Genomic DNA, 15344 nt, shown 5'->3' on the forward strand with positions numbered 1-15344 from the left:
GCGACCATAACTATAAATCCACTATCAATCATTTGATAGTGGATTCTTCACCCCTAAATAATCAATAAAAATAACTGACCACACGATAAGGACTGTCTTATGGCAACTGCTAATCAGAGCAATACTACGGATAAAGAAGTAGCTAATAAAATCTTAGATAAAGGCGGCGAGGTTCGTGAGGGCGAAGAGCTTGACGCCAAAGCAGTTAGTAACTGGCTACGCGCCCAAGGAATCGATGTAGCAGGCGAGCCAACGGTTACCCAATTCTCAGGCGGAGCATCAAACTGGACTTACCGTTTGCAATATGAAGGCGAAGGTAACGCTGAAAGTAAAAGCCAAGATTTAATCTTACGCCGTCCGCCAAAAGGCACTAAAGCCAAATCAGCACATGATATGGTGCGCGAATACACTGTCCAAAAATCCTTAAAGGATGCTTATCCTTACGTACCTAAAATGGTCGCGCTATGTACAGATGAGTCCGTCATCGGTGCCGATTTCTACGTCATGGAGCGTATGGAAGGGATCATTCCTCGTGCCAATTTGCCAAAAGGGATTGATTTAAACGAAGAGCAAACGCGTGCATTATGTACCAATGTTATCGATGCTTTGGTTGAGCTGCACCAAGTAGATTATAAAGCGCATCCTGATTTAGTAGATCTTGGGCGTGGCGAAGGTTATTGCGAGCGCCAAGTAACAGGTTGGGATAAGCGTTATGTCAAAGCCAAAACACCTAACGTCCCAAGTTTTGCATTGGTACGTCAATGGCTTGGTAAGCATACGCCTGCTGATAGTAAGACTTGCTTGATTCACAATGATTGGCGTTTTGACAACGTCATTTTAGATGCCGCAGATCCAACTAAGGTTATCGGCGTACTTGATTGGGAAATGGCGACCTTAGGTGATCCTTTGATGGATTTGGGTAGCGCCTTGGCTTATTGGATTGAAGAAGATGACAACATCATTATGCAGCAGTCACGCCGTCAGCCCACGCATTTAAAAGGGATGATGACTCGCGATGAGGTGGTTGCTTATTATCTTGAGCAGACAGGTCTAGAGATAGACAACTGGACGTTTTATGAGGTGTTTGGGTTATTCCGTCTAGCAGGTATTGTCCAGCAAATTTATTATCGCTACTATCATAAACAAACGACCAATCCCGCCTTTAAAAATTTCTGGCTTATCGTTCATGTATTGCATGCAAAATCTCTGAAGTTGATTGCTCAATATGAAGGTGAGGCATTATTTAATACTCATGTGCAGCCGCATTTGCAAGATATGGGCGTCGATTCTGCCACCATTGAGCGATTACCAGCGCCTGTACAAAAAGTTATTAAAGGTATCTTACCAAAAGGCTATTTTGCTAAGTCGCCGCAATCAACAGCTGAGTAATTTTTTAGCAAGTAAAATGTTTGAAATCAGCATATTGAAACTATGATAAAAGGCAGTATTTTATGACAACTATTCTTCTGGCACGTCATGGCCAGGCATCCTTTGGACAAGAAAATTATGATCAGCTGTCAGAGCTAGGTGGTATCCAAGCGCAAATGCTCGGCCAGCATTATGCAACGACCCAGCGCCGAATCGATGCTATTTTTACGGGGAGTTTGGTCAGGCAACAAGATTCTGCACATCATTTTTGGCGGCGTTATCAGTCATTTTCTGATACCGATAGCTCTAACAAGCCTGCAATCGATATGAGTGCGCCGGATAGCTATGTACTGCCACAATTTGATGAATTTAATCATAAAGATGTTTTTGTTAAATCAGATCCAGCATTCAGCACTCGAGCATTAATTGCAGCTGAGATTGCTAAAGCGGATGTACCGATGACACGTTTGGCTGAGTTATTTGATAACGCGATGCAGCGCTGGCATGGCGGTGATTATGATCAAGATTATATAGAAAGCTGGTCACAGTTTAATGAGCGAGCTAAGCAAGCGCTTGAGCAAATACGTATACAGGTGACAACGCTAAATTTAAATCGTGATAGCACGGTATTGGTATTTACTTCTGGTGGTGTGATTGCGGCTATTACGTCGCAACTCTTGCAACAAGGCAGTCAAACTGCGTATCAAATCAATAAAAGCTTGGTTAATACGGGCGTGACATCTATTACTTTAAAAGAGCAGAATTCACGTTTACTGTCATTAAATGAGTATAGTCATTTATTCGCTGATGGTAAGCGTTTTGTGACATGGCGATAATTCAGGATTGGTTGCTAAAACCTTGTTATAGAAAGTCTGTAGTGGCTAGCAATTAGCGCAATAATACCAAAGCCAGATAGACAGTTGGAAGGGTTTACGTTATCTTGAGGTTATCATTGATACATAAGAGAATGTACATGCAAAATAAATTACTGAGCCTAGTGGCAAAAAAAGCCATTAAAAGTAAAAATCAATTATTTGGCGCGGTCCAACCAGCACGTTATTTAAAAGGTTTAAATAAACAGCAGATTGGTCGTGGCAAAACGGTTTTAATCACGGGTGCCAGCTCAGGGTTGGGCGAGGGTATGGCGAGATTGTTTGCTAAGCTTGGATACAACCTTGCTATTTGTGCGCGTCGTACGGATCGTTTAGACAGTCTACAAATAGAGTTGATGGCCCAATATCCTGATATTCGTATCGAGTATCGAGTGCTAGACGTTAGTGATTATGATGCGATTTTTGAAGTGTTTGATGCCTTCACGGCTGACTTTGGTCATATTGATCGTGTCGTGGTCAATGCAGGTATTGGCGAGAGTCGCCGTATTGGTAAAGGACGCTTTGATACCAACCGCCGTACGGTTGAGGTTAACTTTATCTCGGCGCTCGCGCAGTGTGAAGCAGCGATGAGTATCTTTCGCGCACAAAATAGCGGCCATCTGGTCGTGATATCTAGTATGTCAGCGATGCGTGGGTTACCTAAGCACTTAACCGCCTATGGTGCGAGTAAGGCAGGCTTGGCACATCTGGCAGAGGGTATCCGTGCTGATATGCTATTGACCAAACTGCCGATCAAAGTCTCTACTATTTATCCAGGCTATATCCGTACTGAAATCAATGAAAATGCCAAGCCACTACCGTTTGAAGTAGATTCAGATACTGGTACGAAAGCCATTGTTGCAGCGATTGAGGCTGGCGTGGAAGAAGCTTGCGTGCCGAGCTTACCATGGTCTATTGTCGGTCAAGCAATGAAGCATTTGCCATTGCAGGTGGTCAATAAAGTCAGTTAGCACAAACCACGTTGGATGGTATTAAGAAAAGATAATAAAAAGCCCTCAACATTAATATTGAGGGCTTTTTATTATCTTAATTCTAAAGCTCAAGTACTACAAGGTTTGAGGGTTATCTGACATGTGTTTTTCACGCAGTTTTTGACGCAATATTTTACCCACATTACTCTTTGGCAACTCACTCACAAATTCAATATGACGCGGGCATTTGTAGCCAGTCAAATTATCCAAAGCAAATTCTTTAATATCACTCTTGGTCACATTGTTGTCAGTAGGAACGATATAGATTTTGACCGCTTCGCCTTGGTGTTCATCAGGGATACCGATGACAGCACAATCAATAATACCTTTGCAATCTAGCATAACCGACTCAATCTCATTTGGAAAGACGTTAAATCCTGATACCAAAATCATGTCTTTTTTGCGATCAAGTAAAGTGATATAGCCTTTTTCGTCCATACTAATGATATCACCAGTACGGAAATAGCCATTTTTGGTAAAGTCATTGGTGTTGTCTTTATTAAAATAGCCTGAGGTGATATTTGGTCCCTTAATGCACATTTCACCAGACTGATTAAAACCTACGGTCTCGCCATTATCATCGACCACAATAACATCGACACTAGGTACAGGAATGCCAATAGTGCCATTGAACTTGCGATCAGTAATGACGTTAGCAGTACCTGCTGCAACCCCTTCAGTCATACCCCAACCCTCAACCATCGGGCAACCAGTGACTTCTAACCAGCGTGCTGCCGTTTGCTCAGTCGCTGCCATACCGCCTGCTTGTGAGATACGTAATGCGCTAAAATCTAGGTTCTTAAAGGTTGGTTGATCAAGTAGTCCTTTAAACAAAGTATTGACGGCAGGAAAAATATGGAAGGGCTGTTTTGATAAGGTTTTGACAAATCCAGGCATGTCTCGTGGATTAGGTATTAATATAAAAGTATAACCCGAACGCATACCTAGCAAGCTCAGCATAAAGGCAAATATATGATATAGCGGCAATGCCATGACCATATTGATGTACACCTCATTAATTTCAGAGGTAACGGGGCGATACCATGCTTCTGATTGCATGGCAGCAGCGACAACGTTACGCTGGGTCAAAATAGCACCCTTAGACAGCCCTGTTGTACCACCGGTATATTGTAAAATAGCTTTTTGTTGCAGTGAGGTTTTTGGTGTTTGAAAAGGCAGATTTTTGCCTTTTTTAAGCACATCAGGGAATTTGGTAACATTATACTTAGGGTCATTCAGGTTGTACTTAGGCACTAAGCGTTTGACCTGACGAATAACGGTATTGACCAAAATACCCTTTAGTCCCATCATGTCGCCCATTTTCGATAGGACAATACGTTTGATGTTCGTCTCTTCAATGACTTGCTCAAGTGCTTGAGCAAAGTTATCGACGACAAAAATAACCTGAGCGCCTGAATCATTGAGTTGATGACGTAGCTCACGACCAGTGTACAGTGGGTTGATAGGGGTGCAAACATAGCCGGCGCGCAATATACCGATCATCGTCGGTAAGTATTGCGGTACATTTGGCATCATGACTGCCACTACGCTACCTTTGGGGATATCTTGTGCTTGCAACCAAGCAGCGACAGCAAGAGACGCTTTGTCCACGTCTCCATAGGTATGAGAGACGCCCATACAGATGGTCATAGGATGCATACGGAAGCGGTCAAAACACTCTTCATACAACTCGATGAGACTTTCATACTGATCAGGATTAATAGTCTTGGGTACGTTTGCTGGATATTGAGCAAGCCAAGGTTTATCTGTTGTCATACTAAGCGTCCTTAAATTTGCGATCAGTTAAGGCTCTATACAAAAGTAGTCACATCCATGTCAACAATACGAGTCATCGCCAGTTAAGCGGTGGATTGTCGAGTGCTATCCCATTTATTCACAAACTGCTAAAATACGGCGGCCTTTATACAAGGTGATTGAACTAAAAATTCATTTAACCATACAGAAAACTCATCTGAATAGATTAAATGGCTGGTCTGTAATTATTTTTGAAAAATGTACTGCTGTTTAAGGTCAATTAATTGACTTCAGTTAAATATATTACTGATTCAATATTATAAACAATAGCGTAACATATTTAGGCAATACATTAACATAAGTGTAATTGAGTAAGTTATTGCTATAAAAGAACTTGAGAGTTTGTCGTTATACTTGATATATTGAAAAATATATGTTGCAACTAAGAATAGTGAAGCGATTGCAGAGATAAGATAGCATATTAAAAATGCTAATAAATTTTAAAATTGATCGATGGTATGGTTAATAAAAAAGCGCCTTGCATCTAATGCAAGGCGCTCTTGACAATTAAAAGACCGCTTTAATTATAGTTGAGGATTGTCTATCATATGCTTCTCGCGAAGTTTTTGACGTAATACTTTACCGACGTTACTTTTTGGTAGCTCAGTAACAAACTCGATATGACGTGGACATTTATAACCAGTCATATTGTCTAAAGCAAACTCTTTAATAGAGTTTTTGGTGACATTGTTGTCAGCAGGGACAACATAGATTTTGACCGCTTCACCTTGATTCTCATCAGGGATACCGATGACAGCACAATCGATAATGCCGTCACAATCAAGCATGACCGACTCGATCTCATTTGGAAATACATTAAATCCTGACACCAAAATCATGTCTTTTTTACGGTCTAATAGTCTAAAGTAGCCTTTCTCGTCCATGCTGACGATATCGCCAGTGCGGAAGTAGCCATCTTTGGTAAAGTCATCACTACTGTCTCTATTTAGATAACCTGAGGTAACGTTAGGTCCTTTGACACACATCTCGCCTGCTTGATTGGCACCGACAGGGTTGCCCTCGTCATCGATAATAATGACATCAACACTAGGTACAGGGACGCCAATCGTACCATTAAACTTGCGATCAGTGATGACGTTGGCAGTACCAACAGCAACCCCTTCCGTCATTCCCCAACCCTCAATCATAGCGCAGCCTGTCGTCTCAAGCCAGCGTCTTGCTGTTTGCTCAGTCGCTGCCATACCGCCTGCTTGTGAGATACGTAGTGAGCTAAAATCTAGGTTTTTAAAGTTCGGATTGTCGAGTAAGCCTTTAAATAAGGTATTGACCGCAGGGAAAATATGGAAGGGCTGTTTTGATAACGTCTTAACAAAGCCTGGTATATCACGCGGGTTAGGAACCAATATAAAGGTGTAACCTGCACGCATACCCAGTGAGCTCAGCATAAAGGCAAAAATATGATACAGCGGCAGTGCCATCACCATATTGATATATACCTCATTAATCTCTGAGGTAATAGGGCGAGTCCAAGCTTCTGACTGCATCGCGCCTGCGACAATATTACGCTGAGATAAAATAGCGCCTTTAGAAAGCCCTGTTGTACCACCTGTATATTGCAAAAAGGCGGTTTGACTCAAAGACAGTTTTGGCTTTTGGAAAGGCAGGTTTTTGCCTTTCTTGAGCACATCAGGGAACTTAGTGACATCGTATTTTGGGTCATTCAGATTATACTTGGGTACCAAGCGTTTGACCTGACGGATAATGGTGTTGACCAATATACCTTTTAGACCCATCATATCGCCCATTTTTGACAGGACAATGTGTTTGATATGGGTTTCTTCAATAACCTGCTCAAGTGCTTGAGCAAAGTTATCGACAACAAAAATAACCTGAGCGCCAGAGTCATTCAATTGATGGCGTAGCTCGCGACCAGTATACAGAGGATTTACGGGTGTACAGATATAACCAGCGCGCAAAATACCAATCATCGTTGGCAAGTATTGCGGCACGTTTGGCATCATAAGAGCGACTACGCTACCTTGAGGCAGACCTTTGGCCTGTAACCATGCAGCAACCGCCATAGAGGCTTTATCGACATCGTCGTAGGTATGAGTAACGCCCATACAGATGGTCATAGGATGCATGCGAAAGCGATCGAAGCACTCTTCATATAGCTCCATGATACTGCTATATTTGTCTGGATCAATCGTCTTTGGCACACCAATAGGATAATTTGCAAGCCAAGGTTTATTTGGCGTCATAGTCAGCGTCCTTGAAATATGAGAGAGGTTAAATGTTGCTAGCTAAGCAGTCAGATCCTTGTCAATAAAAAAACAGCGCTGACATAAAAGCGATCGCTGAATTTGATAATATCCTTATCCATTGACAGACTGCTGGTGTTATTGGGTTATTTGGCATCAGTAAATGGTAAAAAATACGTGTTTGATTAAAAAACTATTTGAGTAATCTTAAAAAATTAGTCGAATTAAGTTTTTCTACCAACCATCTACCACAAAAAAATAATATATCAAATATATAATGATACATTTAAGCAATACGTTAGCATGAATCTAGGCTAAGGCACTATGATGATAAGAGTACTGCTCAGTACAGGAAGTATTCTTATAAATGAATATATAGCAAGGTCTTTAGCCAGCTCAATGTAAAAATGGTACAGCGAGACTGGAATGAATGTTTTACAGTCTCTGTCGGCATAAGCATAGTATGCTTCACAGGGGCTACGAAAAGTCTATAGCAGTAGAGCTGTATCGGTTTTAAATCAAATCGATTCTATATATTATACAAAAAGAGAAGATGACTAATTATTGTCGTAGGAAAAACATATTTTTCTAAAAAGACTTAAGAAGCTACTTATTATATTCTGAAATTGCTTGCTCAATAGCAACACGTAATTTTTTTGGCACACGAATAGGGCGCATTGGCGCGGTATTTGAGATGGTTTTATTTGACGCATCATTCTCTATAGCATCCGGTGTGATTTGATTTTGTACGCAGGCAACAACGATTTTAGCGCTGCTTAGCAAAACCGCTTTTACATTGTCAGCAGTGTTCTCTTGAGAGTGCTGACGATAAATGCTTTGATAAAATACAATGCTGGCAGGTTTTATCTCAACGTTATCAATGCGTACATTAATGACCTCATCTAATAAAATCGCGCGCTTATATTGCAAGTCTGCTTGAGTGACGACGAAATGCTGAATCTGACCGTCATTGGTCTCCAAGAAATAACCATTTAAGCCCAATCGAGTAAACCAATCGCGGCGGCAGTTTTCAAAGAACACTAAGTGATTGGCATGATAGACTATACCGCCAGCATCAGTATGATTGATGTAGACATTATAGTTGGTCGCAAATAACGGCGTAATTATGTGAGGTTTTGATACGGCAGTTGGGTTCTTATCAGTTGTTTTTGTCATAATAATGCTCAATAGATTTTTAATAATAGGGTGTTATAAGTTGTTTAAATGCCGCTGCTTGATAAGCATGATTTAATAAAAAGTAGGAAAGTCAATAAGAATGGCTTGATAGCATGTTTTGATAAAATGACACGGCAAACAGCCAAGTAATTAGACCAAACAAACACTCTAACTCAAGATATAAAAGGGTGCAACAGCTAGCGCTGTCTATGTCTGCTATCATAGCCGTATTTGTTTTATTTTAGATTTATTTATAAGTGCATTTTAAAACTGCACTTACTTATTAAAGCAGTTATTTATATAGGATAGGATAATTTATGACCCGTTTTGTTTGTTTTAATATCAATGGTATCCGAGCTCGTCAACATCAGCTGGAGGCGGTGCGAGATATTATCGATCCTGATGTCATGGGTCTGCAAGAAACCAAGGTGCATGATGAGCAGTTTCCCCTTGAAAATGTAGAAGGCTTGGGCTATCACGTCGAGTATTTTGGACAGAAAGCGCATTACGGTGTGGCATTATTATCGAAAGTTGCGCCTATTTTTGTGCAAAAAGGTTTCCCTGACGAAGATGGAGAGGCGCAAAAACGTTTTATTCATGCGCGTTATGAGTTTGATGGGCGTGAGATTGATGTGCTCAATGGCTATTTCCCACAGGGTGAGAGTCAAGATCATCCGACCAAATTTCCGATGAAACGCGCTTATTATACTGATTTAATGGCCTATATTGATACGCTAAAAGCAGAAGGGCGCTCGCTAGTGATTATGGGGGATATGAATATTGCCCCAGAAGACATCGATATTGGAATCGGTGAAGTAAATGCTAAGCGTTGGTTGAAAAATAGAAAAACATCCTTCCTACCTGAGGAGCGTGAGTGGTATAGCAATCTTATGTCACGTGAGTTGACTGATACCTACCGTTTGCATTATCCAGAAAGCACCGAATTATACAGCTGGTTTGATTATCGCAGTCGCGGTTTTGATGATGATCCTAAGCGTGGATTGCGTATTGATCATATTTTATGTACGCCTGATCTTGTTGAATGTTGTGTTGATGCGGGTATCAGCTATGAGCTGCGCGCTATGGAAAAACCCTCTGACCATGCGCCTATTTGGACAGCATTCGATTTAAACAAAGTATGATGTTTTTACTATTATGACTAAGGCTTTACAATCAATAAAAATATACCAATATCGATAATTAAGGAGTGAATGATGGCAGTTGGCAATGTTGCAGTACCTGAGACGATTTATCCTATTGAAGGCATTAAATTAAGCGCTACCGCAGCAGGCGTACGTTATAAAAATCGTGATGATTTGGTAATTATTGAGATCGCAGCTGAGGCTGCCACTGCAGTGGTAACGACCAAAAATACATTTTGCGCTGCGCCTGTGCGCGTATTACGTGAACACTTTGCTGCAGCTTCTCCGCGCTATTTGGTGACCAATACTGGTAATGCTAATGCTGGAACCGGTGCTGATGGCAAACGCCGTGCCACAGATATCTGTGCGGCATTAGCTGCTAAAGCTGGCGTGGCTAGTGATACTGTATTGCCATTTTCGACGGGTGTTATTGGTGAGCCATTAAATAGTGAGGCAATTATCGCAGGACTAGACAACGCATTAGCCAATCTAGCGCCTGATAATTGGCTTGCTGCTGCAAATGGCATCCGCACAACGGATACGATTCCAAAGCTCGCGAGTAAAAAAATCGATGTTGATGGTAGTAGTTATCATATTACGGGGATGTCAAAAGGCTCAGGCATGATACGTCCCAATATGGCAACCATGCTTGGCTATGTTGCAACCGATGCCAATATTGCTGCTGACTTATTACAAGAGATGTTAAGTGCTATCAATGAGCAGTCTTTTAACCGTATTACGGTCGATGGTGATACCTCGACCAATGATTGTTGTGTATTGATAGCGACAGGTGCTGCGAGCTCAGATATCATTGATAGCCCTGAGCACCCACATTATCAGCCAATGTTTGAGGCGTTAGCTGAAGTCTTTATACGTTTGGCACAACTGATCGTACGTGATGGTGAAGGCGCTACTAAATTTATGACAGTTAAAGTTACAGGTGGTAAAACCACGCAAGAATGCTGCGATGTGGCATATGCGGTTGCGCATTCACCCTTGGTCAAAACGGCATTTTTTGCCAGTGATGCCAACTGGGGTCGTATATTAGCAGCCGTCGGTTATGCTGGGATTGAAGACCTTGATACCGAACAAGTTGATGTCTACTTAGACGAAGTTATGATTTGTCAAAATGGTGGTGTCGCGCCAAACTATACGGAAGAGGCGGGCAAGACGGTCATGAGTCGCCCTGAGATTACCATTCATATCGATCTTGCACGCGGTGATGCCTATGACACCGTTTACACCTGCGATTTATCTTACGACTATGTCAAAATAAATGCGGACTATCGTAGCTAAACAATCTTAATACTTAATTATAAAAAACGCTCAGAATCATCATGATTCTGAGCGTTTTTTATTTAGTGTTTTAAACTGATATCACTGAAAGTAGGATGTAGTTGTCGGTAATATCAAAAATATTTATTTACTGTTGACTAACAACCGTTGCAAAAGCTGACGTTAAGTTACAAAGCAGTTGTAGAGGCGCAGTTACTTTGGGCCCTATACTAGTCGAGTTAATAATAAATGATTAAGTGATATCGAAAAACCGGTTATTCTAAAATGAATAAATCGAGTCCAAACAAATAAAACTATGAATATATTGAGGATTTTATAATGAAAAAGTTAGCATTAGCAGCAGTGATGGCAACGTTTGTTTTATCAGGTTGTTCAACCATGGCAACTGACGATACGCGTACCATGGTCGTTGAAGGTGAACCGGCAGTGGTTAAAGTCATTAACATTCCAAGTTTTAAAATAGAGATAGCCCCGCTGAAAGCAGTTTGTGAGCTACAAGCTTCTAATGGTGCCATGATTGAGTCAGAGTGTTTGCAGTATCGCCAAACGTATCAGAAAAACTACACCCCTTTAAATGGTAATATTCAAGGCTTTACGTATGAGCCAAATTATCGTTATGTTTTGGACGTTCGCCAAGAAGCGATGATGGATGAAGTAACGAATGCGGTTAAGCCAGTTTGGATACTGAACCAAGTAGTGTCAAAAAAAGCGGAATAATTGCTTATTAAGTATCTTTTGCAATAAATAGCACTACCGTTAATTCAATAGTAGTTAGCTCAAAAAAAGACCTCTAATCATTAGAGGTCTTTTTTATAATAGGATTTATATGTTCTATTGAGTTATAAGCTGCCCAATCATTAGCATTGGCTGTATTTCACACTGACGCCATGAGTGGCAGTCGGTATACGGTTGTCAGCATATACTGCCAATCCACCGCGAGAAGTTTCTTTGTATTTATCTAACATGTCAGCGCCAGTGACTTTCATGGTTTCAATGACTTTGTCTAAAGAGACAAAGTGTTGACCATTACCACGGCAGGCAAGTCGTGCAGCATTGACTGCTTTGACTGCGCCCATCGCATTGCGCTCGATACAAGGTACTTGGACTAAGCCACCAACAGGATCACAGGTCAGACCCAAGTTATGCTCGATACCAATCTCAGCAGCATTGAGACATTTAGCAGGATCTCCACCTAGGATTTCTGCCAATGCAGACGCCGCCATTGCACAAGCTGAACCGACTTCGCCTTGGCAGCCCACTTCAGCGCCTGATATTGAAGCGTTTTGTTTGATTAAGCTGCCAATTGCTGTAGCATTTAACAAAAACTTGCGCGCGCCATCAAGGCTATAGTTTGATAAAAAATCGCGATAATAATGCATCACTGCAGGAATGATACCTGCGGCGCCGTTGGTAGGAGCAGTGACGACATTACCGCCATTGGCATTTTCTTCATTGACTGCCAATGCATATAAATCAATCCAATCCATCGCAACCAGTTTGTCGTTTTGTGCAATCGGCTGATCTTTTTCAGCACACAGTTGCACATATAGTGCTTGAGCGCGGCGTCTTACATCTAAGCCACCCGGTAAAATACCGCTGTTTTGGCAGCCACGGGTCACACAATCTTGCATCGACTCCCAAATAGAATCTAAATACGCAAATACTTCTGCCTGTTCACGGTAATGGCATTCGTTTGCTAATACCAGCTCGCTCACGCTCAAGTGATGTTTACGGCATTGTTCTAATAGCTCTGCGGCGCTATTAAAAGGATAAGGAATCACATCGATAGTCGGCGTTGCATTATCTTCATCAGGATTGGTCGCATCTTCTTCATTGATAACAAATCCACCTCCTACGGAATAATAAGTCTGCTGATAATGGCTGCCATTCGCCAAAGACACACGAATAGTCATAGCATTCGGATGATAAGGTAGAACCGTCTCATCATACCAGTGAATATCACGCTCTGTATCAAAAGCAATAACGTGCTCGCCTGCGATATTGAGTTGATTGTCTGAAAAGATTGGTGCCAGATATTCACTGGTCAAACGCGTATCGATGGTGCTAGGTGCATGACCAAGTAAGCCCAGTAATATGGCAGTATCTGTAGCATGTCCTTTACCAGTTGCCGCAAGCGAGCCATATAACTCAATCTCTAAAGACTGGATGTCGCTCAGATTGGTTTGCTTTAGGAGTGACTGTACAAACAAGTTAGCCGCTATCATAGGACCAACCGTATGAGAGCTTGATGGTCCAACGCCGATTTTGAATAAATCAAAGACACTAATCATAATAAGTTACCAAAAAATAAAAGGGATTCAGAAAAACCGCATAGCAAAGACTACTGCGCCCATATAAAATTATAATGGGCAACAATAGATAATAAGTATCGATCATCGATAAATTTAGTGCATTGTCTATGAAAATGTTTAAACGTGTTCGTTCGAGTGACGGGTGAATAATAGCTGTTGTTTATTATTAAATTCCGTTATGATGCTCGGCATCAACGCTTGTGTAACATCCTGTAAGTTAGCTGTCGCTATAGAATACACGGTATGAGCAGCCAAAGCGTTGAATTTAGTAAAGCATATCTTAGTCAATACAGCTAGCAAAATGTGGTAATACTCTAAAATAATACCTATTATTATGATATTTCCAAACAGCTGATTAGAGATAGAAAAATAGTGTATAAAAACATAGAAATAAAAAGGATGTTCTTGCGAGATATTAAGATTAAGCAAGAGAGACAGTGTGTTAAAAATATCAAAAATAGCTCTGTATTCATACAAGAATCTGTAGTTAGTAAGAGCTAGATTTCACTATTTTTCCATTAACTTTTTATTGTATAGATAGCTATCTCATATAATAGCCACTATTTATAACAGCACTTATAGTAAATACCGTTATTTGTTATCTCTTTATTTATTCGAGCTATTATTAGCCTGTATCGTTAGTGAGTTATTACCAGTCTGTTATTATTAGCTTAAGCCTATAGGACAATCGCGCATGATAACCCCTCCAGAAAACTCGTCTCAATCGACGCCGCATAGTCAGAAAGAACCATCAACGCCAAATGCACTAGAAACAGCAGGTATTGATGTTGCAACTGGCTCGGCGACAATGAACTTACCGCACAATCCAGACTTTGATAATAGTCGCTGGTTTCCAACATGGCGTCCATATGGCGGTGATTTGGATCGTGATCCGGTTGGCATTAACGAGTATTTACCGCCCTCAAAAAGCATGCTACTGGGTATACAACATACCTTTGCGATGTTTGGGGCGACAGTGCTTGCGCCATTATTAATGGGCTTTGACCCTAACTTAGCTATTTTGATGTCTGGTATTTGTACGGTGATGTTTTTTGTGATTACCGGTGGACGTATGCCAAGTTATTTGGGGTCGAGTTTTGCTTTTATTGGTCCCGTGATTGCCGTGACGGCATATGCTGGCGTAGGGTTTAATGCCAATCTGAATGTTGCATTGGGCGGCATTATGGCCTGCGGTATTATTTATGCATTGATAGGTCTGCTGGTCATGAAGACGGGTACAGGCTGGATTGAGCGCTTAATGCCACCGATTGTTACCGGTGCGATTGTAATGATTATTGGTCTTAATTTAGCGCCCGTAACTATTCAAGGGGTGTCTGCCAACCAATTTGATGCATGGATGGCGACGTTAACGGTATTGCTTATCAGTGGGGTAGCGGTATTTACCCGCGGCATGCTACGCCGTTTGCTGTTATTAGTTGGCTTAATATTGTCTTATATTGCTTATTTTGTGATGACCAATGTATTGGGCTATGGCGTGCCGATTGATTTTAGTAGTGTGTCGGCGGCTTCATGGTTTGGGCTGCCAAGTATTCATGCGCCGCGTTTTGAGATGAGCGCCATTATATTAATTGCCCCTGTCGCCTTTATTTTAGTTGCTGAAAATTTGGGACATTTTAAAGCGGTAGAAGGCATGACTAAAGCTCGAGTAACGCCTTATATGGGGCGTGCATTTTTTGCTGATGGCTTAGCGACGACTTTTTCGGCAGGTTTTGGTGGTACAGGTGTGACGACTTATGCAGAAAATATCGGCGTGATGGCGGTCACCAAAGTATATAGTACGACTATTTTTGTCGTAGCAGGTTTGGTTGCTATCATGCTGGGCTTGTCACCGAAATTTGGTGCGATTATTCAAACCATTCCGCCAGCATTATTGGGCGGTGCTTCTATCGTAGTTTTTGGTTTGATTGCCATCGCTGGTGCGAAAATTTGGATAGACAACCATATCGACTTTAGTAAAAACAGCAATCTTATCATCGCAGCAGTCACTGTTATCATGGGAACCGGTAACTTTAGCTTGCATCTAGGCGGCTTTGATTTGGGTGGCATCGGTACGGCTACCTTAACAGCAATTGTGCTTAACGCTCTATTTAATCGCCAAAAAGACTAACTTTTTAACTATCTTAAGCTT

General features: G+C 41.4%; 11 protein-coding genes. 7 read left to right on the forward strand and 4 right to left on the reverse strand.

Going from position 1 to position 15344, the window contains the following annotated elements:
- Nucleotides 1–99: 99 nt before the first annotated feature.
- From M0221_RS05885 to M0221_RS05895, 3 genes are all read left to right on the forward strand, one after another.
- Nucleotides 100–1389 carry a phosphotransferase family protein gene (locus M0221_RS05885; RefSeq protein ID WP_483284674.1) on the forward strand — a complete coding sequence of 430 codons (1290 nt, stop codon included), beginning with the start codon at nucleotides 100–102 and terminating at the stop codon, nucleotides 1387–1389.
- A 62-nt stretch (nucleotides 1390–1451) separates the two neighbouring features.
- A complete protein-coding gene (locus M0221_RS05890; RefSeq protein WP_483284675.1) occupies nucleotides 1452–2204 on the forward strand; it encodes a histidine phosphatase family protein in 753 nt (250 codons plus the stop codon).
- A 305-nt stretch (nucleotides 2205–2509) separates the two neighbouring features.
- Complete coding sequence (locus M0221_RS05895) at nucleotides 2510–3211, forward strand: SDR family oxidoreductase (protein WP_483284759.1); 702 nt, start codon at nucleotides 2510–2512, stop codon at nucleotides 3209–3211.
- Nucleotides 3212–3307: 96 nt separating this feature from the next.
- Here M0221_RS05895 and M0221_RS05900 read toward each other — a convergent pair whose 3' ends face one another.
- The 3 genes from M0221_RS05900 to M0221_RS05910 all read right to left on the reverse strand — a co-directional run bounded on the left by M0221_RS05900 (nucleotide 3308) and on the right by M0221_RS05910 (nucleotide 8445).
- Nucleotides 3308–5008 (reverse strand): AMP-binding protein, encoded by a 1701-nt coding sequence (locus M0221_RS05900; protein ID WP_483284676.1) that lies wholly within the window; start codon nucleotides 5006–5008, stop codon nucleotides 3308–3310.
- Between the two features lie 563 nt (nucleotides 5009–5571).
- Entirely contained in the window at nucleotides 5572–7269 is a 1698-nt protein-coding gene (locus tag M0221_RS05905; RefSeq protein WP_181210576.1) for an AMP-binding protein, read from the reverse strand.
- Between the two features lie 606 nt (nucleotides 7270–7875).
- Complete coding sequence (locus M0221_RS05910; protein ID WP_483284677.1) at nucleotides 7876–8445, reverse strand: thioesterase family protein; 570 nt, start codon at nucleotides 8443–8445, stop codon at nucleotides 7876–7878.
- A gap of 317 nt (nucleotides 8446–8762) precedes the next feature.
- On the opposite strand from M0221_RS05910, the gene xthA reads away from it, so the two are divergent.
- From xthA to M0221_RS05925, 3 genes are all read left to right on the forward strand, one after another.
- A complete protein-coding gene (gene xthA, locus M0221_RS05915) occupies nucleotides 8763–9587 on the forward strand; it encodes an exodeoxyribonuclease III (protein ID WP_483284678.1) in 825 nt (274 codons plus the stop codon).
- 72 nt (nucleotides 9588–9659) lie between these two features.
- On the forward strand, nucleotides 9660–10883 hold the full coding sequence (gene argJ / locus M0221_RS05920) for a bifunctional glutamate N-acetyltransferase/amino-acid acetyltransferase ArgJ (protein ID WP_483284679.1): 1224 nt from the start codon (nucleotides 9660–9662) through the stop codon (nucleotides 10881–10883).
- Between the two features lie 318 nt (nucleotides 10884–11201).
- Complete coding sequence (locus tag M0221_RS05925; RefSeq protein WP_020443396.1) at nucleotides 11202–11600, forward strand: DUF4377 domain-containing protein; 399 nt, start codon at nucleotides 11202–11204, stop codon at nucleotides 11598–11600.
- Nucleotides 11601–11740: 140 nt separating this feature from the next.
- On the opposite strand, the gene M0221_RS05930 is transcribed toward M0221_RS05925, so the two are convergent.
- Nucleotides 11741–13174: an L-serine ammonia-lyase gene (locus tag M0221_RS05930; protein ID WP_011513529.1), complete on the reverse strand. Its 1434-nt coding sequence runs from the start codon at nucleotides 13172–13174 to the stop codon at nucleotides 11741–11743.
- A 715-nt stretch (nucleotides 13175–13889) separates the two neighbouring features.
- Here M0221_RS05930 and M0221_RS05935 point away from each other — a divergent pair.
- On the forward strand, nucleotides 13890–15323 hold the full coding sequence (locus M0221_RS05935) for a solute carrier family 23 protein (protein WP_483284680.1): 1434 nt from the start codon (nucleotides 13890–13892) through the stop codon (nucleotides 15321–15323).
- Nucleotides 15324–15344: the final 21 nt, after the last annotated feature.

The organism is Psychrobacter sp. ANT206, from assembly GCF_056880555.1.